The organism is Pseudarthrobacter sp. KH_020_B (genome assembly GCF_057840185.1).
The window spans coordinates 3,449,186-3,474,118 of sequence record NZ_CM174506.1 but is presented as its reverse complement, the minus strand read 5'-3'; the positions used below and the strand labels follow the sequence as shown (position 1 = coordinate 3,474,118).

The window sequence follows — 24,933 nt, the reverse complement described above, 5'->3', positions numbered from 1 at the left end:
CACTGCCGTGAGGAATAACGCACGGCGGCGCGCGGCAGGAAACTTACGTCAGCTGCGGTTGGTTTCCTCCAGCACCGCGGCTTTGCGGAGGCGCAACGCGTAGAAGGCGCCGAAGGCGAACACCTGCGTCACCACCACCAGCACGATGGCCCCGGCGATCTTGTTGCCGCCCAGGATCATGGTCAGGCCGACGATCGCGGACAGCAGCCCGAGCAGCGGGAGCAGCATGTAGCCCAGCACAAACAGTGTTTCCGGTTTCTTCAACATCTCAGCCCTGCGTCCTAATCCATTTGGTGTACCTGTAGCGCGTTCCGTTGGCTGCCGTCAGCCACCCGTCTGGCGGGACGGACGCGGCCGCCTCCCAGGTCTCGTCGAGCTCGGGAGCGAACGTATCGCCGTCGGCCTCCACATCGATGGTGGTGACCACGGCAACGTTGGCGAGGTCGGTGGACTGGCGGAAGACTTCGCCGCCGCCCAGGATCCACACTGTCTCGCCGCCGTCGACGAACTGGGACTCAAGAAGTGCATCATCCAGGGAGGGGACCACGACGGCGCCCTCCGCCTCGGGTGATTCGCCCCAGCTTTTCTGCCGGGTGATCACGATGTTCGTCCGGCCCGGCAGGGGACGGTACTTGTCCGTTAACGACAGCCACGTCTTGCGGCCCATGATCACGGGGTGCCCCATGGTGAGCCGGTTGAAGTGCTTGAGGTCCTCGGGGACGTGCCAAGGCATGTCGCCGTCCTTGCCGATCACACCGCCGGACGTCTGCGCCCAGACCAGGCCGACGCCGGTGACGGTACCGGCGAGCTCCTGCATGAATCCCTGGGGGTCTGCCGCGTTTTCAGTGCTCATACGGCGATCGGGGCCTTGATCGTGGGGTGGTGCTGGTAGCCCACCACTTCAAAGTCCTCAAGCGTGTAGTCGAAGATCGAGGCCGGCTTCCGGGTGATCGTGAGCTGCGGGTATTCATACGGTTCCCGGTCCAGCTGCTTCAGGACCTGGTCCATGTGGTTCTCGTAGATGTGGACGTCGCCGCCTGTCCATACAAACTCGCCGGGCTCCAGCCCCACCTGCTGCGCAATCATGCAGGTGAGCAGGGCGTAGGAGGCGATGTTGAAGGGCACGCCCAGGAACATGTCCGCCGAGCGCTGGTATAGCTGGCAGGACAGCTTGCCGTCAGCCACATAGAACTGGAAGAACGCGTGGCACGGGGGCAGCGCCATGTCCTTGAGTTCGGAGACGTTCCAGGCAGACACGATGTGCCGGCGGGAGTCCGGGTTGGTTTTGAGGTTCTCCACGAGCTCGGCGATCTGGTCAACATGGCCGCCGTCAGGGGTGGGCCAGCTGCGCCACTGGACGCCGTACACAGGACCCAGTTCGCCGTCCGCGTCAGCCCACTCGTTCCAGATGCTCACGCCCTGGTCCTGCATCCATTTGACGTTCGATTCGCCGCGCAGGAACCACAACAGCTCCACCGCCACGGACTTGAAATGCACGCGTTTGGTGGTGATCAGCGGGAAGCTCCGGCCAAGGTCAAAGCGCAGCTGACGGCCGAAAACGCTGGTGGTTCCGGTGCCCGTGCGGTCGGATTTGTGCGTGCCATGGGCCAGGACATCGCGCAGGAGGTCTTCATAAGGAGTCGGGATGCTCACGGCTAAAGTCTACCGGGCCAAGCCCTGCCGGCCCCGCAAGGGTCCCGCGGCTGGCCTCAGCGTTGGCCGCCGGCCGTGCATCGGCTCAGCCCTTCCTCAGCTTGCCGCGGACCAGATCGAGCAGGAGTTCATCGGTGAGCCGGGCGTCGCGCCCGGCATTGACCAAAAGGTCGACGGCGGCAGTCACCGCTTCCGGAACCTGCCCACCTGCCTGCTGGGCGCCGCCCGGTGCCGGCTGCGCGACGACGGTGCCGTTCCGCCGTCGGGATTCAATGAATCCGGCAGCCTCAAGTTCCTTGTACGCCCGCGCGACCGTTCCGGCGGCGATGCCCAAGTCCGTCGCCAGGCTGCGGACAGTGGGCAGCCGGCTTCCGGCGGTGAGGGTTCCGGTGGCGATCAGGGAGCTGATCTGCGAGCGGATCTGTTCATACGGCGGGGTTGCCGAGCGCAGGTCCACGGAGATACCTGCGTTCACGGCACCCGTTCCGGGACAGGCTTCGGGGCGGCTGGAGTCCGGGCAAAACCCTTGACCGGGATGACGGCGATCACCACGCCGGCGGCCGCGAGCGCCGCCCCGGCGATGAGTGCCGGCTGCCACGTGCCGGCCCAGGTTGTCGCCGGCAGACCCAGCAGCGGCGGCCAGGCCATGCTTGCCGTCATCAGCAGCACGCCTGCTTGAGCTGCGCAGTAGGCGGCGAACGTCCGCACCACACGATGGACCGTGATGGACCGCAGCGCGGCGTCCAGTCCGGGGATGTCGGTGGAAATACTGCGACGCCGCCGGGCCGCAACAACCGGCAGGCTCGCGATGGCCGCCACTGCCGCCGTCGCCACCGCCGCGATGACCCAGCCGGGAGAACTGTCGGGTGTCGGGCCGCTGAAGCCGGTGAACCCGGCCTCACGCAGTTCCCCCTCACCCGCAGCAGTCAGTACCGTGATCGCGACGAAGAGTACGACGGCGACGATCGCCGTGGTGAGCAAGGCCGGGCTCACCACTTGCCGCGGCCATGTCCGCGGTATCCCGTGGGTGCCATAGTTGCGTTGGAGCAGCAGTTCTCCGGTCCCAGCCACCAGCAGAACGGTTGCCGCCATCAGCGCGACAGATAGCACCGGCAGCCCCGGAACTCCGGTTCCGGGGAAAAAGAGACCAGGAACGAACAATCCCAGTACGGCGGCTGCTGCCGGTGTGAATCCCATGGCTGCCCCAAGGGAGACCACAAGACGGGTTGCCGGGTGCGCGGCGGCCGAAGAGTCTGAGCGCGACAGCCTGCCATTGCCGCTGACCTGGACGCTGGGCAGCTTGGGCGGCGCCCACCCCCACATCGAGAACAACACCACCAGCGCCACCAGCCCGGCCGGGTTGGTCCAGCTGGTTACGTTGGCGGCAGGATCGGGCCGGGCAGCAAAATTGCCCGCCACCGCGGCAAGCCCGGCCGCGATGGTTGCGACCGTCCTCAAGAGCCTGTTCATGGCGATGGTCCGCAGCAGGTCGTTCTCCGGCGCATCCAGGGCCTCAAGCTGCCGCCGGTGGCTGATGAGTTTGAGCACCAGCGCGGTTCCCGAGGCCAGCGTCAGCCAGGCGGTGCCGAGGCAGGCGGCCAAAACGTAACCCTGGATCCGGCCGTCCCCACCGATGCGCCTGAAACTGCTGGGGCCTTCCTGGAAAGTGCCGTACGGGATGGCGTCGTAGGCGGGAAGACCAGCCACAAACCCGATCTGCAGCGCCGAACCGACAAAGATCGCGGCGACTGTCCAGGCGAGGGGACGGGGCAGGTAGTCCCGGATGCGGCGGATCTCCAACGAGGCCAGGCGGCGGGGGTGCCGGGGTCCGGGATAGCTCAGCTGCCCCACGGCATGGACCGCGAGGCAGCCCAGGACCGGCCATGCCAGGGCTCCTAGGATGCTGGTTGGCGTGGCCAGGGTGGGCGATGTGTTGCCCGCCGGAAGGATGCCCGCAGTCCCCGCGGCCTGCAGGGAGCTGGCCAACCATCCGATCACGCCGATCCACAGGGCGTGCTGGGAAACCGTCACGGCGGTGGTCCCGCCGCCCGGGGCCCTGATCACCCACCGCAGCAGCAGGTACAGGCCGGCGGCCAACAGGAAGGGCCACAACAGGACCATGGGCGGCACGCCGTGCACCGTTATTTCAAATCCGTCGACGCCCGGCACATCATCCCCCAGATTTTGCGCATCAATGTACTAAGTATTTGATACAAACATCTCGGGGTCAACAGGCTGTGGCGTCGCGGTGGGTACTGAAAACTCAGTCGTCGAATGGCTTGAACTGCTCCACTGCCACGATGCGGCGCCTGTTATCGACGGCCACGTGGCACACCACGAGCTCACCAGGGGACAGGTACGGGTCGGCGTCCGGCAGGAGCGCGCGCAACCGGCCTGGCATGTGCTTGCCCAGCTGGCCCAGGATGGTGGGCAAGGCGGGACGGTGCGTGCAGACGGCGACGGGCCGTGCCTTCTCGAAGAGCGACTCAATGGCGGCGGCGGTTTTTTTGGGGGTCCTGGTGTGCCGGTGTTCGGTCAGCGCTTCCACCAGTTTGACCTTGGCCCCTGTTGCCCTGAGGTATGGCGCCACGGTTGACACGCAGCGCTGCCAGGGACTCGTCACCACGCGCGGCGGCTTCCAGGCCTGCAGCAGCCGGCCCACGGCCTGCGCCTGCCTGATTCCCGTCGCGGCCAGGGGCCGTTCACCCTCGGCTTTGGACCAGGACGAGCGGGGCTTGGCCTTTGCATGCCGCACCACAATCAGCGGCCACGTGTTCAGGTCACCCCGGCCATGGGCGTCCGTCAGGTACCTAAGGGGGACGACGTCGGTCGGGTTGGTCAGCAGCCCCGCGGCCGTTTCAGGGGCGCACCACACCACGCGGTCCACCTCCTTGCCGTCGGGAACGAGGCGGGCTCCGTTGACGTGGACCGCCCAATAGTGGACCACCTTCAGTCCGGTCGCCACCCGGTAGTGGATGGGCGGCAGCGGAATGCCCAGGGGCGCATCAAGTCCGATCTCCTCCTGCACCTCACGGGCCGCGCATTCGGGAAGGGTCTCGCCGGCGTCGATCTTGCCCTTGGGCCAGGACCAGTCGTCATATTGCGGACGATGGATCAGCAGGACTTCGAGACCTTCAGAGTTGATACGCCAAGGCACCGCCCCGGCTGCGACGACCGCGACTGCCTCGCCGGGATGGTCTGTTTGGTCTGCTACGAGGATGTCGCTCGCCAACGCCGTAGCCCTACCGCCGGCTCAGGCTGCGCTGGCGGGTGCGCGACGCCAGCAGCCAGGACTGGATGTCGTCGAGGTGGCTGCCGTCGTCGGCAATGTGGTGCCGGTTCCACTGGCCCTGGCTATCCAGATGCCAGCTGGCTGTCTCCGGATCCATGTAGCGGCGCAGCAGATTAAGGACGTAGCTGATGTCGTCGGGATTGGACAGCTGGACCAGGGCCTCGACCCTGCGGTCCAGGTTCCGGTGCATCATGTCCGCCGAGCCGATGTAAACCACAGGATCGCCGCCGTTGGCAAAGGCGAACACTCGGGAGTGTTCCAGGAATCGGCCCAGCACCGAGCGCACGGTGATGTTGTCGCTGAGGCCCGGAACGCCGGGACGCAGCGAGCAGATGCCGCGCACAATGACGTCCACCATCACGCCGGCCTGGGACGCGCGGAAAAGGGAGTCGATGATGGCTTCATCCACCATGGAGTTGACCTTGATCTGCACCCTGGCGGCCAGCCCGGCCCGGGCGTTGCGGATCTCGGTCTCGATGCGGTCGATCAGCCCGGAGCGGACGGAGCGCGGAGCAACCAGGAGCCGCTTGAACGTGGACTTCGGCGCATAGCCGGAGAGCTGGTTGAACAGTTTGGAAAGGTCCTCGCCCACCTGGTCGTTGGCGGTCAGCAGGCCAAGGTCCTCGTAGTAGCGGGCCGTGCGGGGGTGGTAGTTGCCGGTGCCGATGTGGCAGTAGCGGCGCAGCCCGTCCACTTCCTGGCGGACCACCAGCGACAGCTTGCAGTGGGTTTTCAGGCCCACGATGCCGTAGACCACGTGGACGCCCGCCTGTTCCAGCTTGCGGGCCCAGGAGATATTGGCCTGCTCGTCGAACCGGGCCTTGATCTCCACGAGGGCCAGCACCTGCTTGCCGGCCTCGGCGGCATCGATCAGGGCGTCAACGATGGGGGAGTCTCCCGAGGTCCGGTACAGGGTCTGCTTGATGGCCTGGACCTTGGGGTCCGCGGCCGCCTGTTCCAGGAACGCCTGCACCGAGGTGGAGAAGGAGTCGTACGGGTGGTGGAGCAGGATGTCGCGGCGGCGCATGGCCGAGAAAACGTTGGCGGCCTTGGACGTCTCGGACTCGTTGAGCAACCGGGACGTGTGCGGCATGTGCTTGGGGTAATGAAGGTCGGCACGGTCAATTCCGGCAATGACGGACAGGCCGCGGAGGTCCAACGGAGCCGGGAGTGAGTACACCTCGGACTCTTCCACGCCGAGCTCACGGATGAGCAGGGCCCGGATGTTCGGGTTGATGTCGTGGGTGACTTCGAGGCGGACGGGGGGGCCGAACCGGCGGCGCAGCAGTTCCTTCTCCAGCGCCTGCAGGAGGTTCTCGGCGTCGTCCTCTTCCACTTCGAGGTCCTCGTTACGGGTGACGCGGAAGATGTGGTGTTCCAGGACTTCCATGCCGGCGAAGAGCTTGTCCAGGTGGACGGCGATAACTTCTTCAAGCGCGATGAAACGCGCCACGCGTCCCGCCACGGCACCGGCCCGCGGACCGTCGATGGAGATCAGGCGGGGAAGCTGGTCCGGAACCTTGAGGCGGGCGAAAAGTTCCTTGTCGCTCACGGGGTTGCGGACCACCACGGCCAGGTTGAGGGAGAGGCCCGAAATGTAGGGGAACGGGTGTGCCGGGTCCACGGCCAGCGGCGTCAGGATCGGGAAGACTTTTTCGGCGAACATGGCACTGAGCTGCTGCTTGGCGGCGTCGTCCAGTTCGTCCCAGTGCATCAGGTGGATGTGCTCGTAGGCCAGGGCGGGGCGGATCTGTTCGGCGTAGACCTGGGCATGGCGCTGCTGGAGGCGGTGGGCTTCGTCCCCGATCTTCTCCAGGACCTCCACAGGGCTGAGGCCGGCAGGGGAAGGCACGGCGAGGTTGGTGGCGATGCGCCGCTTCAGGCCTGCCACCCGGACCATAAAGAACTCGTCCAGGTTGGACGCGAAGATGGACAGGAACCCCACGCGTTCCAGGAGGTGGAGCGAGGGATCTTCGGCGAGTTCCAGGACGCGGGAGTTGAAAGCCAGCCAGCTGAGCTCGCGGTCCAGGAAACGGTCCGGCCGGATATCCCCTTCGGGCACGAGGCTGGGCGCAAACTCGGGGATGTCGATCCGGTCCTGCGTTGCACGCGAGGCAGGGACTTCGGATGAGCCGAAGCGCGCCCGCACCGGCACTGAAGCGCCCTCGGACGTGACTGTTCCGGCGGGTTCCGGTTTCATGGTCTCTCCTCTTACCTGGCGCTTGATGCTGGCCCTCGGCCGGCGCGGTTCTTTACCAACCTTACAATCAATCAGGGTGCACAAGCCCTAGATTTCGGGCCATTCGAGGCCCTTGGTCACACGGGTGGGATAACTCACCCGGGCGGCATTAAACGGAGGCCAGCGGGCCGTACATCACGTCCATATCCCAGCGTGTGAAGCCCAAGCCCCGGTAGAGGGAAACGGCTGCGGTGTTGTCGGCGTCCGTGTAGAGCATGACGGCGTGAAGCCCCAGGCCCTGCAAGTGCCTGATGCCGGCCACTGTTAGGGCTTTACCCAGGCCCATCCCCTGCGCGGCCGGTGTGACGCCTACCGCGTAGACCTCGCCGATCGCCGGGTGGGTGCCGTGGCGCGGATGCACCTTTGTCCAGTGGAATCCGAGCAACCGGCCGTCGGTGTCCACGGCAAGCAGGAAGCCGGCAGGATCAAACCAGTCCTCGGCCATCCGGGCATCCAGATCCGCGCGGGACATGGAGCCCTGCTCGGGGTGGTGGGCAAAAGCTACGCGGTTCGCAGCCAGCCAGCGGTCCTCGTCCCTGCCCGGCACAAAGGCGCGGAGCGTGACCCCGTCCGGGAGGACGACGTCGGGCAGTTCTGCCGTGGCGGTGGTCAGCCTCATCTTCCAGAGTTCGCGCACCGGCCCGTAGCCGTAGCGGGCGGCGAGGTCCGCGGCTGCCTCATGGTTGCCGTGGGACCAGGCCTTCAGCCCGTCCAGGCCTCGTCCGGACTGGAGTGCGCCGACAAGCCGGTCCGCCACGCCCTGGTTGCGGTAGCTGGGATGGACGGCAATTTCCAGCACGCCGCTGCCGTTCGGCTCTTCCACAACAACCGCAAACCCGGCCAGGTCCTGGCCGGAGGAGGGATCGGAGTCCTCGTCCGGCGCGTAGAGCGCAAGGGTCAGGAGGGAATGCTCTGCAGAGTCCCCGGCGCGGAGCGTCACCACCGTTTGCTCGGAAAGCGAGGGGTTGCCGTCAGACTCCTCGGCAGCTGCCAGGAGCGCCACGCAGTCCTTTAGCAGCTGTTGTTCCACGCCGCCGTGGACGATAAGGACGGGCCATTTTTCCGGGTGCGCAGGACTCATGAGGCTAGGCTATACGCCCCGGCCGGAAGGCGCTCCGATTTTGTTGGCCCCGGGGCAGGCACGTATAGTCGGTACCTCACCCGCCGGTAACGGTGGGAACGAGGGGGATCCACCAGTGGGGTGGCCTCGATACGTTCGACCCGTATGTCCTCCACAAATACAGCCTGACAGCAACAGCCCCGGACCACTGGTCCGGGGCTGTTGCTGTACTGGACGGTGTCAGGCTTCCGTCAGTTCGTCTTCCTGCTGCCGCACCAGGGTCAGGCGGTAGCCGACGTTCCGGACTGTGCTGATCAGGTTTTCGTGGTCCGCGCCGAGTTTGGCACGCAGCCGCCGGACGTGGACATCCACGGTGCGCGTGCCGCCGTAGTAGTCATAGCCCCACACCTCGGTGAGCAGTTGCTGGCGGGTGAAGACGCGGCCGGGGTGCTGGGCCAGGTACTTGAGGAGTTCGAATTCCTTGAACGTCAGGTTCAGCGGGGCGCCGTTGACGCGGGCAGTGTAGCTGGCTTCATCGATGACCACGCCTGCCGCCCGGATCTCCGTGGGGGCGTCTTCCTTGTCCGGAACTGCCCGCGCCACGGAGAGCCTGATCCGGGCTTCCACTTCGGCGGGACCGGCTGAATCGAGCACGATGTCATCCACGGCCCAGGCCGAAGAAACAGCGGCCATACCGCCCTCGGTCAGGATCAGGACCAGGGGCGCGCTCAAACCTGTGGCCTTGAGCAGCTGGGTGAGGGAGCGGGCGCCTACGAGGTCCTTGCGGGCGTCGAGGAGCACAATATCGCAGGGATCGGTCTCCAGCAGGGCTGTGGGTTCCGCGGCGAGGATGTGCACGCGGTGGTTCAGCAATTCCAGGGCAGGCAGAATGTCTACCGATGAACCGGTGCTGTTCGTCAATAGCAGGATGTGCGACATTGTTCCTCCAAGGGGCGTCCGCGCATCTTCGGGCGACTGAACCGGGTTTTCACCGGCCGGTACTATCTCACTGCAGCGGACTTGGCCGACTAAGAATCTGTCCGGCCGGCATCCGCAGCAGGGAGCGTAGCTGAACTCTGAGTATACCCATCGGCCTGCACCACGGCATGGATTCCGCCCCTGCAATCCTTCGTTTTGCGACATATCCGGGTCATATAAGGCAGGATTGAGCCGTGGGGCAGAACGCCCTGACACCGAAGGCAGAGCCGCCGGATCCACAGCCAGAATGGGATGCCACGAATTGAGTGCAGAGTCGAAGCCGAAGCGAACCGGCAGGCCGGGTTCCCGATGACCGCCGAGGTGCAGGCTCCGGCAAAATCACTGGGCTCGTGGGTCATCGGTGTGGTCGGAGTGGCGGGACTCGTAGCGATCATCGCCGGCGTCTACATCTCACGCGAGGCACTCATCGGCGTCGCCGCGGCGATTGCTGTAGCGGTAGGCATCGGCTGGCCCCACTTCCTCCGGATTCCCGCTAAAAAGACCCTTGCAGCCGTCATTGCGCTGCCGGGCGTCGGATCGGCGCTCGCGGCCGGTTTTGTCCCCGCCCCGGGTTTCCTGGACTGGACGCCTGCCTTTCTGGCGCTGGGAATGATGGCCGTGTTTGTGGTGCAGCTCATCCGAGGCACCGGCCAGGCCCAGCGGCTTGAATCCACCCTGGGCTGCTGCGCCGGAGTGCTCCTCTCGTGCCTGGGGGCAGGCTGGATTGCGGGCGCGCGCTTCAACGGCGTCCGCGAGATGCTCCTGGTGGCAGCCATCAGCGCTGCCGTGGCGCTGCTGGCCGGCCTGATCCGCTGGCCGGACAGCATCGTGGCTCCCCTCGGCATCGTGATGGCAGGACTTGCCGGGCCGCTCGCTGGCCTGGTCTTCTCCGACATTGCCGTTCTGCCGGCGGCGATCTTCGGCGTTGTGGTGGGCGCCGTGCTGGTCAGCTTCCGCCGCCTCGTAACACTCCGCGGCGGTCCGCTGAATCTTTTGGCTGCGGTTAGCATGGGGCTTGCGCCGGTTTCGGCCGTGGGCTCCCTGGCTTACTTCATAGACAAACTACTCATCTACTAACCGGTTAGGATGGCATCATGTCCGTACTTGCATTTGAAATCTTCTTCCTCGTCCTGCTCGGCATCGCCAGCCTGTCCATGGCCTGGTTCGCCGGCTTTGTGGTTTACCGCCTCTTCAAAGGCCAGAAGTAAACCCGTTCAACGAGCTAGCGTTTTCCTGAGGTAAATTGCCGTGCCGATAGAAATTCCTACAGACCTGACACCCGAACTTGTTCCGCTTTCCTGGCTCATTGGTGAGTGGGAAGGCAGCGGCCGGCTCGGCAGCGGGGACGAGGACTCGGAACACTTCCTCCAGCATGTCTCCTTCACGCACAACGGCCTGCCGTACCTTCAGTATCGGGCGGAGAGCTGGTTAACGGACGACGACGGCACGCGCCTGCGGCCGCTGACAGTTGAGACCGGTTTTTGGGCGCTGGAGCGCAAACAACTGGATGCCGACGGCGGACCCGGCCTGATTCCGGCCGATATTGTTCCCGCCCTCAAGAGCGCCGACGAAGTCGAAGCGCTGCGCAACAAAGACGGCGGGTTCGATATCTCGGTGTCCATCTCACATCCCGGCGCGATCTCTGAGCTCTACTACGGGCAGATCAAGGGCCCGCAGATCCAGCTCACCACCGACATGGTGATGCGCGGCAGCCATTCCAAGGACTACAGCGCGGCCACCCGGATCTTCGGCCTGGTGGACGGCAACCTGCTCTGGCGTTGGGACGTGGCCACCGGCGGAATGTCGCAGCCCGGCAAAGGCCTCGAGGCGCACGCCTCGGCTTTCCTGAAAAAGGTTTCCTGACGCCCTGCCGTGCCACCGATCCTCAGTAGACTTGGCTTCACCCACGAGTGAATCAAGGGAGCGTCATGGCTGCACCGCAAAACTCCACGGATTACAGCGACCTGAAGGCTGTGTTCTTCAACGGCACCCTGAAACGGTCGCCGGAGACCAGCAACACCGAGGGCCTGATCAACGTCAGCCGCCTCATCATGGAGAAGCAGGGCGTAAGCACCCGCGTGATCAGGACCGTCGATCACGACATCGCCAGCGGTGTCTACCCCGACATGACCGAGCACGGCTGGCCATCGGACGAGTGGCCGGAACTGTACCCGGCTGTTGACCAAGCCGACATTGTGGTGGTTGCCGGTCCCATCTGGCTCGGCGACAACTCCTCCCAGACGAAGAAGCTGATCGAACGGCTCTACGCCCATTCGGGGGAACTCAACCACAAGGGCCAATGGGTGTTCTACCCCAAAGTTGGCGGCTGCCTGATCACCGGCAACGAGGACGGCATCAAGCACTGCGCCATGAACGTCCTCTACAGCCTGCAGCACGTCGGCTTCACCATCCCTCCCCAGTCCGACGCCGGGTGGATCGGCCCGGTTGGACCAGGCCCCAGCTATCTTGACGAAGGCTCCGGCGGGCCCGAATCCGACTTCACCAACCGCAACACCACCTTTATGACGTGGAACCTGCTGCATTTCGCCCGGATGCTCAAGGACGCCGGCGGGATTCCCGCGTACGGCAATCTTCCTGAAGAATGGAAAGCCGGAACACGCTTCGACTTCGAGAACCCGGAATACCGCTAACCGGAATACCCACCGACCTAAGGACGTTCCCCCAGTATGACTACTCCCAGCCCCCTACTGTCGCGCCCGGGCGCCGTCGAGGCCACCGGCGCGGACGCCGGCGTCGCATCCCACTACGGTGAGCCGCTGCGTGAGCAGCGCGCCCTCGCAGCCGGTACCGCCGTCGTCGACCTCTCCCACCGCGGCGTGGTGACCGTCAGCGGTCCGGACCGGCTGAGCTGGCTGAACACCCTGTCCTCCCAGCAGGTCACCGGCCTGCAGCCGGGGGAGTCCAGCGAGTTGCTCCTGCTGAGTGTCCAGGGCCGGATCGAATTTGACGCCCGCGTAGTGGACGACGGCGGGACCACCTGGCTGATTGTTGAGGCCGCCGAGGCTGCACCGCTGGCTGAGTGGCTGACCAAAATGAAGTTCATGCTGCGTGTCGAGGTCACCGACGTCTCCGCCGACTGGGCCGTGCTCGGCTCCACCAAGGCTGTGGAGGAATGGTCCGGACTGCTGGCCTGGCGCGATCCGTGGCCGCACGTCGGCGCCGGCGGCTACTCCTACGCCGTGGTTCCGGAGGACGGGCACCCCGGGCTGGAGCGGCCCTGGATCGAGTACCTCGTCCCGGCCGCTGCACTTGAGGAAACTGTGGCGGACCGCGCACTGGCCGGAGTGATGGCGGCGGAAGCCCTCCGAATTGCCGCTTGGCGCCCGCGGCTGGGCGCGGAAACCGACGACAAAACCATTCCGCACGAACTGGACCTCCTCCGCACCGCCGTGCACCTGTCCAAGGGCTGCTACAAGGGCCAGGAGACCATCGCCCGCGTGCACAACCTGGGCCATCCGCCGCGGCGCCTGGTGTTCCTGCAGCTGGACGGATCGCAGCACACCATGCCGGCGCCCGGCAGCCAGGTCATGCTCGGCGACCGGAAGGTGGGAACGGTGACCTCGGTGGCCCAGCACTACGAAATGGGCCCGGTGGCGCTGGCCGTCATCAAACGGTCCGTCGCACCGGATGAGATGCTGACCGTGCTGGACGGCGAGGAGCCTTACATCGCTGCCCAGGAAGTAATTGTTGCTCCCGACGCCGGCCAGGTAGTGGGGCGCCAGACTGGATTCCTGAGGGGGACCCGCTAATGACCGAGAACACCGCACCCGGCGCCGCTACGCCCGGCGCCGCCAAAGCCGATGCCACGACTCCCGACGACGAGGCCGTGGCGTTGGCACACCGGCTCTTCCAGGCTGCCCGGGAGGGGGACACCAGTCTGCTCCGCAGCTATCTGGACGCCGGGGCGCCCGCCACCATGACCAACACCGCGGGCGATTCACTCCTGATGTTGGCCGCCTACCACGGCCACGCGGAGACCGTACAGCTGATCCTTGAGCACGGCGGGGAGGCCAATACGGCCAACGACCGCGGCCAGACGCCCTTGGCCGGTGCAGCATTCAAGGGGTACACGGACGTGTCCCGGGTGTTGCTGGCTGCCGGTGCAGATCCCGACGCCGGCAGCCCCTCCGCCCGGGCTGCCGCGCAGATGTTCGCCCGTACGGACATCCTCGACCTGCTGGGCAACTGAGGCTTGGAGAATGTAGCGCGGCCTTGGCCGGCACTCTGGTCCCTGGTCATCGGGTTCTTTATGATCCTGATCGACACCACCATCGTTTCGGTGGCGAACCCCCGCATCATGGAGGGGCTGGGAACGGACATCAACGCGGTGATCTGGGTGACCAGCGCCTACCTGCTGGCCTACGCAGTCCCGCTGCTGATCACTGGCCGGCTCGGCGACCGCTTCGGACCCAAGAAGCTCTACCTCTCCGGCCTCGTGGTCTTCACCCTCGCCTCCCTCTGGTGCGGACTGGCCGGTGACGTCCAGACGCTGATCACCGCACGGATCTTCCAGGGTCTGGGTGCCGCCATCATGACCCCGCAGACCATGGCGGTGATCACCAGGATCTTCCCGCCGGACCGCCGGGGCGCCGCCATGGGCCTGTGGGGCGCCACCGCGGGCCTGGCAACGCTGGTGGGACCCATCCTGGGCGGCCTGCTCGTGGACAGCCTCGGCTGGGAATGGATCTTCTTCATCAACGTGCCGGTCGGCATCGTTGGATTCATCCTCGCTTGGCGGTTCGTCCCCACCCTCAGCACGCACCCCCATAAATTCGACATCCCGGGTGTGCTGCTCAGCGCCGTCGGGCTCTTCCTGCTGGTGTTCGGCATCCAGGAAGGCGAGACGTACAACTGGGGGACCATCGTTGGCCCCATCAGCGTCTGGGGTCTCATCATCGCCGGGTTAGTGGTGCTTGGGGCGTTCATTCTCTGGCAGCGCTTCAACAAGGGCGAGCCGCTCCTGCCGCTGGGCCTGTTCCGGGACCGCAACTTCTCCTTGGCCAACATCGGGATCACCACCGTTGGCTTCACCGTGACCGCCTTCGCGCTGCCGCTCATTTTCTATTACCAGCTGGTGCGGGGCATGACGCCCACCAGTCGGCGCTCATGATGGTTCCCATGGCCCTCATCTCCGGTGGCCTGGCACCCGTGGTGGGCAAAATCATCGACCGCGTCAATCCGAAGTACATCACGGCCGGCGGGCTGGTCCTGATGGCCGTGGCGCTGTTCTGGAACTCGGCCCTGATGCACCCGGATACACCCATCCTGCTCTTCCTCCTGCCCAGTGCTGTCCTCGGGTTCGCGAATGCCGGCATCTGGGCGCCCCTGAGCTCCACGGCCACGCGCAATCTGCCGCCGCGACAGGCAGGGGCAGGCTCCGGGGTTTACAACACCACCCGCCAGATCGGCGCGGTACTGGGGAGTGCGGCCATCGCCGTGCTCATCCAGTCACGCCTGGCCGCCGAGCTTCCGGCGCAAGGTCCCGGGGCGGGCGGAATGGAGTTCTCCGGCCTGTTGCCCGAGGCGCTCCATGAGGGATTCTCGACGGCGATGGGCCAGTCCATCCTGCTTCCCGCAGGGGTGATCCTCGTGGGCGCAGCCGTGGCAATGTTCTTTGCCAAGCCCAAGGCGGTGGCGGGCTGGGGCGGTCAAGCGGCGGCTCCGGCCGTAGAGGGCGCCAACCGGGCGTCCTAGGGAGGCGTCCTAGGCGCCGTCAGCCCAGGTGCACGCTGGTCAGGATGCCGCCCGCGGACAGTCCCAGCTGCCGCGCCAGGGCCACCGCCCCGGTGTTGCTGACTTCAGCACGCCACTGGATGGTGAGGCCCGCCACGAGCGCCTCGTGGGCGGCGATGGATGCGGCCACGGATCCCAGCCCGCGGCGCCGCCACTCGGGGTCCACCAGGACCCCCATCTGCGCGAGAAGTCCTTCCCATTCCCCGTAGGCGCCGCAGGCCACCGGAACACGCCGTCCGTCCATCTCGTGGAGGATCGTGTACCGGTTCTCGAGTTCTGACAGGTGCGCTTCGTTGACATCGTCCGGCGGGCAAAGGCCTTCCAGCTCGATCGCCTCCGGGTTTCCATGGGACACAGTGAGCTCTTCGGAGGGCTGGCGCAGGGGCAGGTCGTCTGCGAAGAACAACGCCGCCGAGCCCAGGCCATGGCCCCCGTGGGACCGGGTCAGGGTCAGGAGGGTCACATGCTGGGCCATCTCCTCGTCGGGAATTCCTGCCGCGGCGTCAATGACCCATTGCGGTCCCACCAGTGCCGAGCTGCCGAACAGCCTGACGAACTCCACAGTCTCTGCAGCGGCGTCGGCCCTCACCATCCGCTCGCCGGAACTCAGCGACGCAGCGAAAGCGCCGTCGTCGAGCCCCAAGTGCCGGGCCCAAGCGAGCTGGATGATGGCGGCGGAACCGTGGGCAAGAGTCATATCCCCAGCCTACCCAGCACAGCGAGGCGCGAACGGACACTTGAGGCCCCACAGCGGAGGGCCCCAAGTGTCCGTTCGCGCTGATCAGGCTTAGCCGAACAGGACCGCGGCCTCGTCGTAGCGGTTCTGCGGAACGGTCTTGAGCTGGCCCAGGGCCTTATCGAAGCTCACGTGTTCGATGTTGGTGCCCTTGAGGGCCACCATGGTGCCCCAGTAGCCCTCCACTACGGAGTCGATCGCCGCCATGCCCAGGCGGGTGGCGAGCACGCGGTCGAAGGCTGAGGGGACGCCGCCGCGCTGGATGTGGCCCAGGATGGTGGCGCGGGTCTCGATGCCGGTGCGGGCTTCAATTTCCGGGGCGAGCTGGTCCGCGATGCCGCCCAGCCGGGGCCGGCCGAAGGTGTCCAGGCCGCGCTCGGAGTGCGCGGACTCCATGTGGTCCGGAACAAAGCCCTCGGCCACAACAATCAGCGGGGCGCGGCCACGGTCATGGGCTTCCTGGACCCATTCGGTGATCTGCTCGATGCTGACCTTCTGCTCGGGGATCAGGATGGCGTGGGCACCCGCGGCCATGCCGGCGTGCAGGGCAATCCAGCCCACATGGCGGCCCATGACCTCGGCGATCATGCAGCGGTGGTGGGATTCGCCCGTGGTCCGGAGCCGGTCGATGGCCTCGGTGGCGATCTGCACGGCCGTGTCGAAACCGAAGGTGTAGTCGGTGGCGTCGAGGTCGTTGTCCACGGTCTTGGGGACGCCCACAATCTTGAGGCCGACATCCGTGAGGCGCTTCGCGGCCGCGAGGGTCCCTTCGCCGCCGATGGCGATGATGGCGTCGATGCCGAGGCGGTCCATGTGGGCCTTGATGACCTCCGGCCCGCCGCCGTTTTCAAAGGGGTTGGTGCGGGAGGTGCCCAGGATGGTGCCACCCTGCTTGGCAATACCGCGGACCATGCTGCGGGGGATGTCGACGATGTCGCCCTCGACGACGCCGCGCCAGCCGTCCAGGAACCCTACGAATTGGTGGCCGTGGATGGCGATGCCCTTGAGGACGGCCCCGCGGATGACAGCGTTCAGTCCGGGGCAGTCCCCGCCGCTGGTAAGAATTCCAATTTTCATGTCTCGGCTCAAATCCTGGTGTGAAGGTTTACAGGCAGAGCGCCACGCTGAGCTCACCTAGATTGTAGTCGGCAGTGTGCGTTACGACACAAACCGGTTACAAAAGGCCCCGTTCCATGGCAAGGACCACGGCGCGGGTCCTATCGTCCACGTCCAGCTTGTTGAAGACCCGCAGCAGGTGGGTTTTGACCGTCGCTTCGGCAATGTGGAGCGCCGCGGCCACCTCGGGATTGCTCAACCCTGCGCCACGCAACGAAGGACCTCCACCTCCCGGGCCGTCAGCCGCGGCAGCTCAGGCTCGCGCATCCGCGAGACCAGGCGTGCCGCCACCGGCGGAGCGAGAACCGTCTCACCGCTCGCTGCAGCGAGCACGGCCTCGATGATGCGGTCGCCGGCCGTGTCCTTCAGGAGATAGCCCACCGCCCTGACTCCACTGCGCGCAGGATGTCGGAGTCGTCGTCGTACGTGGTCAGCACCAGCATCTTGGTGTCCGGAAACCTGTCCCGGATCTGCGCCGTGGCGCCGGCGCCGTCCAGGACGGGCATCCGCAGGTCCATGAGTACGACGGCGGGGCGCAGCCGGCTGACGGCGGTTGAATCTGGTGTCCACCGGCCGGTGGACAAGGACAGCAGAAAGGCCCCCGCTCCGGGAAGGATTCTCCGGGGGCGGGGGCCTTGCGGTTTCTTACCTGAGGTCAGCTGATGGAGCGGCGGTCCAGGAATTTCTGCAGCGGGATGGAGTCCTGCTGGTCGGGAAGGACCAGCCAGGCCGCGACGTACAGGACGACGGCGGGGCCGGGGAGGAGGCAGAAGACCAGGAAAGCGATCCTCACGAATGCCACATCCACGTTGAGCTTTGCTGCAATGCCGCCGCACACACCTCCCAGCCAGCGTTGGGGTCCACGCTTCAGGCCGAAGCCCCTGACGATGCTGAAGAACTTGTCCATGGTTCAAGACTTCCCTGTTGTGGGTTCATTGTCACGCTTTCGGGCCGAAAGCAGCCCCCCAACCACCAGCGCGGCGCCGGCGCCGATCATCAGGCCGATAAGTACGTAGGTGCCGTTCAGGGTCACCACACCCAGCTGGGCGATGATGATCAGGGCGGCCAGCGCCATCACGATCAGGCCCCAGACCACGGTTCCTACGCGCGTGGCTGACTGTGTTGCGTCGGCACCGGGCTGGCCGGCCGCCGTCGTGCTTTCCGGAGTGTACGGCTCGGGTGACGGATTGACGTTGCTCATGTCAGTTCCCTTCCTGGATGGTGACGTTGCTGAAGGTGCCGTCGATCCGGAGGATCACGTGGCCGCCTGGCTTGTCGGTGTTGTAGCTGGATTCCCGGGAGGTAGTGCCGCCCCGGTGGTTGGTGCCTTCGTTGAGGTTCCCCAGCGTCATGTCTGCCCTCACATCCACGGGAATGTTGCTGGGGAGGATCACGGTGACGTTGCTCGCCGTGATGTCCAGGGGAACCACGACGTCTGAGTCCAGCGGGGCTTGCGCGGCCAATGGGGTGAGGTCAACGGTTCCCCGGCCGCCGGTGACGCTGAAGCCATCGGCCGCCTGCTGCTGGCTCGTCGGTGCCCAGTCGACCTGGCTGAAGCGGACCCTGTCGCCGTTGCCCACCACGTTGAAGATGCCGCCGATCACCAGGGCAACCACGGCGAAGAAACCGAGGATTCCGGACGTCCTGCCGCGCAGGCCGGCGATCAGGATGCCCAGGCCCAGGACGGCTGCGCCGCTGGCCCAGACGATCGCGTTGGGGGATTCGCCTAGGTTGATCACATTGCCTGCATCCAGGGCCTTGAGTCCGCCACCCACCAGGAGTGCCGTTCCAGCTGCAATGGCTACTGCCGGGGCGCCGGGGCCGGAGGGGCGGACCTTGGGGGCCTGGGCCGGGCCCTGCGGTGGCTGGTAGCCGCCGTAGGCACCGCCGTCGCTGCCGCCCCCGCCGTAGCTGCCGCCGCCGTAGCTGCCACCGCCGTAAGGCGGGTTGACGCCCGACGGCGGGATCGGAAGGTAGGGTGCGCTGCCGGACGTGCCGGACGTGCCGGACGTGCCGGACGTGCCGGTCGAAGCAGAGTCCGTGGCCGCAAACGGCGAGGCATAGGGGGTTGTGGGATAGGAGGCCGAGTAACCGGAGTTTCCGCCGGCCGGCTGCGGTGTCGCGTTCATGGGAACTCCATTCCGGGCCTTGCTGCGTTGGGTCAGGTAGTAGATGAAGTAGATGGCGCCGCCCACCCAGAAGACGGTCCACAGGAATCCGCCGAAGCCGTTGCGGCTCCAGCCCCAGAATCCGCCGCCCAGCCCGGTGAGCCCCACCACGGTGGTGATCAGCGCGCCTGTCATGCCGCTGGACCAGCGGCCGGCGCCGGCTTCCTGGACATGGATGCGCCCGTCGGGTTCGGGAAGGAATGCCCACGCCAGGCCGTAGAGCAGGACGCCGATTCCGGCGAAGAGCGTGAGGACAATGAAGATGCCGCGGACAATCAGCGGGTCAATGCCCATCCGGTGCGCGATGCCGCTGGAGACACCGCCGATCCACCGGTCGCGTCCGCGCTGGATGCCGTGGCTCCGGACCCAGGTAAAGAAGTCATTGGACTGGCCCGGCGCCTTGGCGCTGGCATACGGGCCCGAAGACGGGCTGGCGTAGGGGCCGGCATACGGGACGTCATACTGACCGGCGGCCGGGGGTGTGTCCTGCGAAGCAGCCGGGGGCGGCAGCAGGGGTTCGGTTGGCTGGTCCGGGTCGCGTGGGGGGAGCGGTTCCGTGGGCTGGCCGTCATCGGGGGTGGGGGTCTGGGAGTTCATACTTCGATCCTGCCGTTCGGCGCGGCGCAGCTCTACTGGGGAACACCCTGACTCGCCCCTGAGTCACCCCCGGTTCAGTCCGGAATCGGGTCCGGGGAACCCTGATCCGTGCTTGGATTGACACATGACCACCGCCCTCACCCGCCCACCGCTTGTCCGAAGCAGCGACCGCATCATCGCGGGCGTATGCGCCGGCCTCGCGGCGCATCTGGGCTGGCCGGTGAAAAGCGTGAGGATCGGAATGGCGCTCGCATCCCTCGCCGGCGGCGCCGGGTTGGCCTTCTACGCGTGGCTGTGGATCATGGTCCCCACCGCAGACGAAAGCGCCCGGCGCAACGCCAGGCGTCCGGCGTCGCCCATTGCCCCGGCCGTCAGCCTTGACCCGGCACTCAGCGCTGTGCCTCCGCCGGCGTCGCAGTCGCCGGGCCCGGCCGCTGCCCCTCCCTGGCGGGGAAACCCCGACGCCGGTGCTTCCGCCCCGGGGGGTGTTTCCGGCGGGGGTCCCGGTGCAGGCTACGGGGTCGGTGCCGGGTACGGGGCCGCCGTGCGGCCGCCGTGGTTCCGGGTCCGCAGCATGCGCTATGGCAAGGAGATACTGCTGGGCACCGGCCTCCTCCTGGCGGCGGGCATCATGATTGCCCGGCTCCTGGGGGTGGACGTGCCCCTGGAGACCCTCATCCCCGCCGCCGCCGTGCTGGGCGGTGCAGCCATCGCCTGGATGCAGCTCGACGAAACCCGCCGCGCGGGGCTGGTGGACAAAACCAAGGCCGATCAGGCTGGCGGCTGGGCGCGTCTGGCCGCCGGATTGGCGCTGGTGGTCGCCGGCGTGCTGGTGATGGTGTCCGGTTCCGGCTCCTGGGAACAGACCTGGCTGGCGCTGCTGGCGTCGGTGGCCGTGCTGGGCGGCGTGGTGCTGGTGCTGCTTCCGTGGGCACTCAAATTCTGGCGGGACCTGGAAACGGAGCGTGCGGGCCGTATCCGTGAAACGGAACGGGCCGAGATCGCGGCCCACCTGCACGACTCCGTCCTCCAGACCCTCGCCCTGATCCAGCGGCGGGCGGGAAACGAGCACGACGTCGTCCGGCTTGCCCGGGCCCAGGAACGAGAACTCAGGAGCTGGCTGTTCCAAGACCCCGGCAAGGAGGCGGGCCAGCTTTCGGACCGCATCAAAGCCGTGGGTGCCGAGGTGGAGGACTCGCTCGGCAACGCCGTGGAAGTGGTGAGCGTCGGGGACACCGCCATGACCGAATCCCACGAGGCGCTTGTCCAGGCCAGCCGTGAGGCGATGCTCAATGCCTCCCGGCACGGCGGCGGGACCGTTTCTGTTTACCTGGAAGTTTCCGATGACCGTACGGAAATCTTCATCAAGGACAGGGGGCCGGGCTTCGATCTGCAGGATGTTCCCGAAGACCGGCTCGGTGTCCGCGAATCGATCATCGGACGCATGAAACGCCACGGCGGGTCCGCCTCCATCACCAGCACGCCGGACGGCACCGAGGTGCGGCTGGGGATGCCGGCGCTACAAACGGAAAACGCGGAAGGAAAATCATGAACAACGTACAGGGGACCGGGCCCATCCGCCCCGCACAGCCGGTCAGGGTGGTGATCGTGGACGACCACGCCATCTTCCGCTCGGGACTCAAGGCCGACCTCGATGAGAGCATCCAGGTCGTCGGGGAAGCGGCCACGGTGGAGCAGGCCATCGCCGTGATCGCGCAGGAGCGTCCGGAAGTGGTGCTCCTGGACGTGCACCTGCCCGGTGGCCTGGGCGGCGGCGGCCGGGAAGTCATCGCGGGTTCCGCGGCGCTGCTGGCCACCACCAAGTTCCTGGCCCTGAGCGTCTCCGACGCCGCCGAAGACGTGGTGTCGGTCATCCGCGCCGGTGCCCGGGGGTATGTCACCAAGACGATTTCCGGGGCCGAGATCACCGACGCCGTGTTCCGTGTGGCCGGCGGGGACGCCGTGTTCTCGCCCCGGCTGGCCGGCTTCGTGCTGGACGCCTTCGGCACGGCTCCGGCGGATATTGCCGACGACGAGCTGGACAGGCTTTCCGCCCGCGAGCTCGAAGTGATGCGCCTTATTGCCCGCGGCTACAGCTATAAGGAGGTGGCCAAGGAGCTGTTCATCAGCATCAAAACCGTGGAAACCCATGTATCAGCGGTGCTGCGCAAACTGCAGCTCTCCAGCCGGCACGAGCTGACCAAGTGGGCCGCCGAACGCCGCCTGCTCTAACCCACCCCAAACGCTCTCTCACCTAATGTGCCTTTTTCCCCAACGCTCTCTCACGTCTTGTGGCTTAAACGCAAACGCTCTCTCACTCTCCTCAAGAGAGTGAGAGAGCGTTTGCGTTTTTCCTGCGTTAAGTGAGAGAGCGTGCCTACTTGGCCTGGCCCAGGAAGTCCTGAAGCCGGGCGACGCCGGTGGCCAGGTCCTCGTCGCCCAGGGCGTAGGAGAGCCGCAGGTAGCCCGACGGGCCGAACGCCTCACCCGGAACCACAGCCACTTCAACCTCATCCAGGATCAAAGCAGCCAGTTCGGCGGAGGTCGACGGCGTTGCGGTGCCTGCCGCCGTCGGGAATTCCTTCCCCAGCAGCGCACGGACGTCCGCGTAGACGTAGAACGCGCCCTTCGGCGTCGGGCATTCAACACCGTCGATCGCGTTCAGGCCGGCAACGATCGCCTTGCGGCGGCGGTCAAACGCCACCTTCATCTCGTCGACGGCGGTCAGCGGTCCGGAGACTGCGGCGAGGGCTGCAATCTGCATGATGTTCGAAACGTTGGACGTGGCGTGCGACTGCAGGTTGGTGGCCGCCTTGATGACGTCGGCCGGGCCGATCATCCAGCCCACACGCCAGCCGGTCATCGCATAAGTCTTGGCTACACCATTGAGGATGACCACTTTGTCGCCGAGTTCCGGGGCTGCCGTGGCGATGGAGGTGAACGGGACGCCGTCGTACGTCAGGTGCTCGTAGATCTCGTCGGTGACCACCCAGAGACCCTTGGCGGCGGCCCACTTGCCGATTTCAGCCACCTGCTCCGGGCTGTACACGGAGCCCGTGGGGTTGGACGGCGAGACAAACAGCAGGATCTTGCTCTTGTCCGTCACAGCGGCCTCAAGCTGCTCAATAGTGACCAGGTAGTCCTGCTCAGGGCCGGCGAAAACCTCAACGGGGACACCGCCGGCCAGCCTGATGGCCTCCGGGTAGGTGGTCCAGAACGGTGTGGGAACAATCACTTCGTCGCCCGGATCCACCAGCGTGGCGAAGGTGTTGTACACGGCCTGCTTGCCGCCGTTCGTCACCAGGACCTGGGACGGATCCACAGCATAGCCGGAGTCGCGGAGAGTCTTCTCGGCGATGGCCTTCTTGAGCTCCGGCAGGCCGGCCGCGGGGGAGTAGCGGTGGTACTTGGGCTGGCTGGCAGCCTCAATGGATGCCTTGACGATGTAGTCCGGAGTGGGGAAGTCCGGTTCCCCTGCCCCGAAGCCAATAACCGGCCGGCCAGCTGCCTTCAGCGCCTTGGCCTTGGCATCAACGGCCAGGGTTGCGGATTCGGCAATTGCGGAAATGCGCTGGGAAACGCGGGCGGCAGACATGGCAGGGTCCGTTCTTCGCTTGCAGCCGGGAGGCTGAATGGTGGAATTCGACGTGATCTACTCTATGCTGTTCAGCGGATCGTTCGGATTGCCGGCATGGATGTGACTGCAGGTCAACTCACCCACCAGGGCGGATTGGACGGTCCGGAATGAGGCTGGTTCGACGTAGACGAAGTTGTTGCGTAGACTGGTTCTCCGGTGTTGAAAACACGGATGATTGCGTGCGCCCCAGTGAAAACTGCGGAAGTTCGTCAGAATGCTGTTTTTGATCCATAGGGTAGTGGCGCAATTGGTAGCGCAGCGGTCTCCAAAACCGCAGGTTGCAGGTTCGAGTCCTGTCTGCCCTGCGCAAGCTGTTCCGGCGGAATGCCGGAGCACGCGCAGTAACCATGGTTCTGATCAGAACCGGGTAATCCAACATTGCAAAGATGAGCGAGGACCAGGTGACCGAAACAGCTGCCAGCAGCTCCAAGGGCCGCCCAGCCAAGAAGGACGCCAAGGCAAACTTCTTCGCTCGTATTGCACTCTTCATTCGCCAGGTCATTGGCGAACTGAAGAAGGTAGTTGCACCAACCCGCAAGGAACTGATCAATTACACGCTCGTGGTGCTGGTGTTCGTGGCCATCATGATGGTGATCGTCAGCCTGCTGGACTTCGGTTTTGGAACCGCTGTCAGTTGGGTCTTTGGCGGGATCGCTCCCCAGGACCGCTAAGGCGCTTCGTCCGCAGGCCGCGTGGCCTTGTCCGGGAAACCGGAGGAATTCACGCGGTGTGCGGAATTGAGCCATTTAAATAGGCATGTTAGGCAATGAGGAAGCAGGAGACCAAGTGTCTGAGCAGGAGCTCGAGGTAACCGAGACTGAGCTGGAAGAGTCCACGGACAACACGGCGGCCCCCACGGCTGAAGCCGGTGAAGAGTCCGAAGTTGAGTCCGCTGCGCCCGAATCCGCCGACGCCGATTCCGCCGACGATTCCGACGATCCAGACGATTCCGACGACCCAGAGGATGCCGTTTCAGAGGGTGACGCCGTAGAAGGCGAACCTGCTGAGGGCGACTCGGAGGACGACGACGCTGATGCAGACGCCCTGGCAGCCGCGGCCGCCAAGGCCGACGTTGACCCCGCCGACGAATTCAAAGCCAAGCTGCGCCGCCAGGAGGGTGACTGGTACGTCATCCACTCCTACGCCGGCTACGAAAACCGCGTCAAGGCCAACCTTGAGACCCGCATCCAGACCCTGGACATGGAAGATTACATCTTCGAGATCCAGGTGCCCATGGAAGAGGTCGTTGAGATCAAGAACGCTCAGCGCAAGGTCATCAACCGCGTCCGCATTCCCGGCTACGTCCTGGTCCGCATGGACCTGACGGATGCGTCCTGGGGCGCCGTCCGTCACACTCCCGGTGTTACCGGCTTCGTGGGCAACGCCCACAACCCGGTGCCGCTGCGCCTCGACGAAGTCTTCTCCATGCTCGCGCCGGTCTTCGAAGAGGAGCAGGCCGAAAAGGGCAAGCCCGTCAAGCACGCTGCCGCCCAGATTGACGTTGACTTCGAGGTCGGCGAATCGGTCATCGTCAAGGAAGGTCCGTTCGAGACCCTCCCCGCCACGATCTCCGAGATCAAGGTGGAATCCCAGACCCTCGTGGTGCTCGTGTCGATCTTCGAACGCGAAACCCCGGTCACGCTGGCATTCAACCAGGTCAGCAAGATCTAGTTACCCGCACAGAATTCGTTCCGGACTGCCCG

Annotated in this window: 27 protein-coding genes, 1 tRNA gene and 1 pseudogene; 11 read left to right on the top strand and 18 right to left on the bottom strand. The window is 65.8% G+C overall.

Going from position 1 to position 24,933, the window contains the following annotated elements; all coding sequences use genetic code 11:
• Positions 1-48 precede the first annotated feature (48 nt).
• The 9 genes from AC3IT0_RS16075 to AC3IT0_RS16035 form a co-directional block, all read right to left on the bottom strand.
• The gene (locus AC3IT0_RS16075; RefSeq protein ID WP_252569596.1) at positions 49-267 is read right to left on the bottom strand and encodes an NF038396 family protein; all 219 of its coding nucleotides are present in this window, start codon (positions 265-267) and stop codon (positions 49-51) included.
• Position 268: 1 nt separating this feature from the next.
• Positions 269-853, bottom strand: coding sequence for a dihydrofolate reductase (locus AC3IT0_RS16070; RefSeq protein WP_489320691.1), 585 nt, complete (start codon positions 851-853; stop codon positions 269-271).
• Positions 850-1,653: a thymidylate synthase gene (locus tag AC3IT0_RS16065; RefSeq protein ID WP_489320690.1), complete on the bottom strand. Its 804-nt coding sequence runs from the start codon at positions 1,651-1,653 to the stop codon at positions 850-852. Before AC3IT0_RS16065 ends, AC3IT0_RS16070 begins: the two co-directional genes overlap by 4 nt.
• 85 nt (positions 1,654-1,738) lie before the next feature.
• A complete protein-coding gene (locus AC3IT0_RS16060; protein WP_489320689.1) occupies positions 1,739-2,128 on the bottom strand; it encodes a GntR family transcriptional regulator in 390 nt (129 codons plus the stop codon).
• Positions 2,125-3,774, bottom strand: a complete 1,650-nt coding sequence (locus tag AC3IT0_RS16055; protein WP_489323824.1) for a hypothetical protein — start codon at positions 3,772-3,774, stop codon at positions 2,125-2,127. The genes AC3IT0_RS16060 and AC3IT0_RS16055 overlap by 4 nt, the downstream gene beginning before the upstream one ends.
• 142 nt (positions 3,775-3,916) lie before the next feature.
• Complete coding sequence (locus tag AC3IT0_RS16050; protein ID WP_489320688.1) at positions 3,917-4,885, bottom strand: NUDIX hydrolase; 969 nt, start codon at positions 4,883-4,885, stop codon at positions 3,917-3,919.
• Positions 4,886-4,895: 10 nt separating this feature from the next.
• Positions 4,896-7,145 carry an RNA degradosome polyphosphate kinase gene (locus AC3IT0_RS16045; protein ID WP_489320687.1) on the bottom strand — a complete coding sequence of 750 codons (2,250 nt, stop codon included), beginning with the start codon at positions 7,143-7,145 and terminating at the stop codon, positions 4,896-4,898.
• A 148-nt stretch (positions 7,146-7,293) separates the two neighbouring features.
• The gene (mshD, locus tag AC3IT0_RS16040) at positions 7,294-8,265 is read right to left on the bottom strand and encodes a mycothiol synthase (RefSeq protein ID WP_489320686.1); all 972 of its coding nucleotides are present in this window, start codon (positions 8,263-8,265) and stop codon (positions 7,294-7,296) included.
• A 219-nt stretch (positions 8,266-8,484) separates the two neighbouring features.
• A complete protein-coding gene (locus AC3IT0_RS16035) occupies positions 8,485-9,183 on the bottom strand; it encodes a winged helix-turn-helix transcriptional regulator (RefSeq protein ID WP_489320685.1) in 699 nt (232 codons plus the stop codon).
• A gap of 348 nt (positions 9,184-9,531) precedes the next feature.
• Here AC3IT0_RS16035 and AC3IT0_RS16030 point away from each other — a divergent pair, with 348 nt between their 5' ends.
• From AC3IT0_RS16030 to AC3IT0_RS16005, 6 genes and pseudogenes are all read left to right on the top strand, one after another.
• A complete protein-coding gene (locus tag AC3IT0_RS16030; protein WP_489323823.1) occupies positions 9,532-10,299 on the top strand; it encodes a permease in 768 nt (255 codons plus the stop codon).
• Positions 10,300-10,470: 171 nt separating this feature from the next.
• On the top strand, positions 10,471-11,085 hold the full coding sequence (locus tag AC3IT0_RS16025) for a nitrobindin family protein (protein WP_489320684.1): 615 nt from the start codon (positions 10,471-10,473) through the stop codon (positions 11,083-11,085).
• A gap of 65 nt (positions 11,086-11,150) precedes the next feature.
• Positions 11,151-11,873 carry a flavodoxin family protein gene (locus tag AC3IT0_RS16020; protein WP_489320683.1) on the top strand — a complete coding sequence of 241 codons (723 nt, stop codon included), beginning with the start codon at positions 11,151-11,153 and terminating at the stop codon, positions 11,871-11,873.
• Positions 11,874-11,909: 36 nt separating this feature from the next.
• Entirely contained in the window at positions 11,910-12,992 is a 1,083-nt protein-coding gene (ygfZ, locus tag AC3IT0_RS16015; RefSeq protein WP_489320682.1) for a CAF17-like 4Fe-4S cluster assembly/insertion protein YgfZ, read from the top strand.
• Entirely contained in the window at positions 12,992-13,432 is a 441-nt protein-coding gene (locus AC3IT0_RS16010; RefSeq protein ID WP_489320681.1) for an ankyrin repeat domain-containing protein, read from the top strand. The genes ygfZ and AC3IT0_RS16010 overlap by 1 nt, the downstream gene beginning before the upstream one ends.
• A 3-nt stretch (positions 13,433-13,435) precedes the next feature.
• A pseudogene (locus AC3IT0_RS16005) lies at positions 13,436-14,937 on the top strand (DHA2 family efflux MFS transporter permease subunit).
• Positions 14,938-14,956: 19 nt separating this feature from the next.
• Here the strand turns inward: AC3IT0_RS16005 and AC3IT0_RS16000 are convergent.
• The 8 genes from AC3IT0_RS16000 to AC3IT0_RS15965 all read right to left on the bottom strand — a co-directional run bounded on the left by AC3IT0_RS16000 (position 14,957) and on the right by AC3IT0_RS15965 (position 19,593).
• Positions 14,957-15,673: a GNAT family N-acetyltransferase gene (locus AC3IT0_RS16000; RefSeq protein WP_489320680.1), complete on the bottom strand. Its 717-nt coding sequence runs from the start codon at positions 15,671-15,673 to the stop codon at positions 14,957-14,959.
• A 90-nt stretch (positions 15,674-15,763) separates the two neighbouring features.
• On the bottom strand, positions 15,764-16,789 hold the full coding sequence (locus AC3IT0_RS15995; protein WP_489320679.1) for an ATP-dependent 6-phosphofructokinase: 1,026 nt from the start codon (positions 16,787-16,789) through the stop codon (positions 15,764-15,766).
• 97 nt (positions 16,790-16,886) lie between these two features.
• On the bottom strand, positions 16,887-17,027 hold the full coding sequence (locus AC3IT0_RS15990) for a response regulator transcription factor (RefSeq protein ID WP_489320678.1): 141 nt from the start codon (positions 17,025-17,027) through the stop codon (positions 16,887-16,889).
• The gene (locus AC3IT0_RS15985) at positions 17,024-17,209 is read right to left on the bottom strand and encodes a hypothetical protein (RefSeq protein ID WP_489320677.1); all 186 of its coding nucleotides are present in this window, start codon (positions 17,207-17,209) and stop codon (positions 17,024-17,026) included. Before AC3IT0_RS15985 ends, AC3IT0_RS15990 begins: the two co-directional genes overlap by 4 nt.
• Positions 17,194-17,412, bottom strand: a complete 219-nt coding sequence (locus AC3IT0_RS15980; RefSeq protein ID WP_489320676.1) for a response regulator — start codon at positions 17,410-17,412, stop codon at positions 17,194-17,196. The genes AC3IT0_RS15985 and AC3IT0_RS15980 overlap by 16 nt, the downstream gene beginning before the upstream one ends.
• A gap of 71 nt (positions 17,413-17,483) precedes the next feature.
• Positions 17,484-17,735 (bottom strand): PspC domain-containing protein, encoded by a 252-nt coding sequence (locus AC3IT0_RS15975; RefSeq protein WP_489320675.1) that lies wholly within the window; start codon positions 17,733-17,735, stop codon positions 17,484-17,486.
• A 3-nt stretch (positions 17,736-17,738) separates the two neighbouring features.
• A complete protein-coding gene (locus tag AC3IT0_RS15970; RefSeq protein ID WP_489320674.1) occupies positions 17,739-18,029 on the bottom strand; it encodes a hypothetical protein in 291 nt (96 codons plus the stop codon).
• Position 18,030: 1 nt separating this feature from the next.
• Entirely contained in the window at positions 18,031-19,593 is a 1,563-nt protein-coding gene (locus tag AC3IT0_RS15965) for a PspC domain-containing protein (protein WP_489320673.1), read from the bottom strand.
• 124 nt (positions 19,594-19,717) lie between these two features.
• Here AC3IT0_RS15965 and AC3IT0_RS15960 point away from each other — a divergent pair, with 124 nt between their 5' ends.
• Together AC3IT0_RS15960 and AC3IT0_RS15955 are read left to right on the top strand one after the other, a co-directional pair.
• Positions 19,718-21,145, top strand: coding sequence for an ATP-binding protein (locus AC3IT0_RS15960; protein ID WP_489320672.1), 1,428 nt, complete (start codon positions 19,718-19,720; stop codon positions 21,143-21,145).
• Positions 21,142-21,825 (top strand): LuxR C-terminal-related transcriptional regulator, encoded by a 684-nt coding sequence (locus AC3IT0_RS15955; RefSeq protein WP_489320671.1) that lies wholly within the window; start codon positions 21,142-21,144, stop codon positions 21,823-21,825. Before AC3IT0_RS15960 ends, AC3IT0_RS15955 begins: the two co-directional genes overlap by 4 nt.
• Positions 21,826-21,970: 145 nt before the next feature.
• Here the strand turns inward: AC3IT0_RS15955 and AC3IT0_RS15950 are convergent, their stop codons facing one another.
• Entirely contained in the window at positions 21,971-23,188 is a 1,218-nt protein-coding gene (locus AC3IT0_RS15950) for a pyridoxal phosphate-dependent aminotransferase (protein ID WP_489320670.1), read from the bottom strand.
• A 274-nt stretch (positions 23,189-23,462) separates the two neighbouring features.
• Between AC3IT0_RS15950 and AC3IT0_RS15945 the strand changes: the two genes are divergently transcribed.
• From AC3IT0_RS15945 to nusG, 3 genes are all read left to right on the top strand, one after another.
• A tRNA-Trp gene (locus AC3IT0_RS15945) sits at positions 23,463-23,535 on the top strand.
• An 81-nt stretch (positions 23,536-23,616) separates the two neighbouring features.
• A complete protein-coding gene (gene secE, locus AC3IT0_RS15940) occupies positions 23,617-23,901 on the top strand; it encodes a preprotein translocase subunit SecE (RefSeq protein WP_489320669.1) in 285 nt (94 codons plus the stop codon).
• A gap of 115 nt (positions 23,902-24,016) precedes the next feature.
• Complete coding sequence (gene nusG / locus AC3IT0_RS15935) at positions 24,017-24,901, top strand: transcription termination/antitermination protein NusG (protein ID WP_489320668.1); 885 nt, start codon at positions 24,017-24,019, stop codon at positions 24,899-24,901.
• Positions 24,902-24,933 lie beyond the last annotated feature (32 nt).

Bases quoted from the DNA above. Each gene is read 5' to 3' on its own strand.
- AC3IT0_RS16075 (WP_252569596.1), bottom strand. From the start codon at position 267: ATGTTGAAGAAACCGGAAACACTGTTTGTGCTGGGCTACATGCTGCTC.
- AC3IT0_RS16070 (WP_489320691.1), bottom strand. From the start codon at position 853: ATGAGCACTGAAAACGCGGCAGACCCCCAGGGATTCATGCAGGAGCTC.
- AC3IT0_RS16055 (WP_489323824.1), bottom strand. From the start codon at position 3,774: ATGGTCCTGTTGTGGCCCTTCCTGTTGGCCGCCGGCCTGTACCTGCTG.
- AC3IT0_RS16045 (WP_489320687.1), bottom strand. From the start codon at position 7,145: ATGAAACCGGAACCCGCCGGAACAGTCACGTCCGAGGGCGCTTCAGTG.
- mshD (WP_489320686.1), bottom strand. From the start codon at position 8,265: ATGAGTCCTGCGCACCCGGAAAAATGGCCCGTCCTTATCGTCCACGGC.
- AC3IT0_RS16035 (WP_489320685.1), bottom strand. From the start codon at position 9,183: ATGTCGCACATCCTGCTATTGACGAACAGCACCGGTTCATCGGTAGAC.
- AC3IT0_RS16030 (WP_489323823.1), top strand. From the start codon at position 9,532: ATGACCGCCGAGGTGCAGGCTCCGGCAAAATCACTGGGCTCGTGGGTC.
- AC3IT0_RS16020 (WP_489320683.1), top strand. From the start codon at position 11,151: ATGGCTGCACCGCAAAACTCCACGGATTACAGCGACCTGAAGGCTGTG.
- ygfZ (WP_489320682.1), top strand. From the start codon at position 11,910: ATGACTACTCCCAGCCCCCTACTGTCGCGCCCGGGCGCCGTCGAGGCC.
- AC3IT0_RS16010 (WP_489320681.1), top strand. From the start codon at position 12,992: ATGACCGAGAACACCGCACCCGGCGCCGCTACGCCCGGCGCCGCCAAA.
- AC3IT0_RS16000 (WP_489320680.1), bottom strand. From the start codon at position 15,673: ATGACTCTTGCCCACGGTTCCGCCGCCATCATCCAGCTCGCTTGGGCC.
- AC3IT0_RS15995 (WP_489320679.1), bottom strand. From the start codon at position 16,789: ATGAAAATTGGAATTCTTACCAGCGGCGGGGACTGCCCCGGACTGAAC.
- AC3IT0_RS15975 (WP_489320675.1), bottom strand. From the start codon at position 17,735: ATGGACAAGTTCTTCAGCATCGTCAGGGGCTTCGGCCTGAAGCGTGGA.
- AC3IT0_RS15970 (WP_489320674.1), bottom strand. From the start codon at position 18,029: ATGAGCAACGTCAATCCGTCACCCGAGCCGTACACTCCGGAAAGCACG.
- AC3IT0_RS15965 (WP_489320673.1), bottom strand. From the start codon at position 19,593: ATGAACTCCCAGACCCCCACCCCCGATGACGGCCAGCCCACGGAACCG.
- AC3IT0_RS15960 (WP_489320672.1), top strand. From the start codon at position 19,718: ATGACCACCGCCCTCACCCGCCCACCGCTTGTCCGAAGCAGCGACCGC.
- AC3IT0_RS15955 (WP_489320671.1), top strand. From the start codon at position 21,142: ATGAACAACGTACAGGGGACCGGGCCCATCCGCCCCGCACAGCCGGTC.
- AC3IT0_RS15950 (WP_489320670.1), bottom strand. From the start codon at position 23,188: ATGTCTGCCGCCCGCGTTTCCCAGCGCATTTCCGCAATTGCCGAATCC.
- secE (WP_489320669.1), top strand. From the start codon at position 23,617: ATGAGCGAGGACCAGGTGACCGAAACAGCTGCCAGCAGCTCCAAGGGC.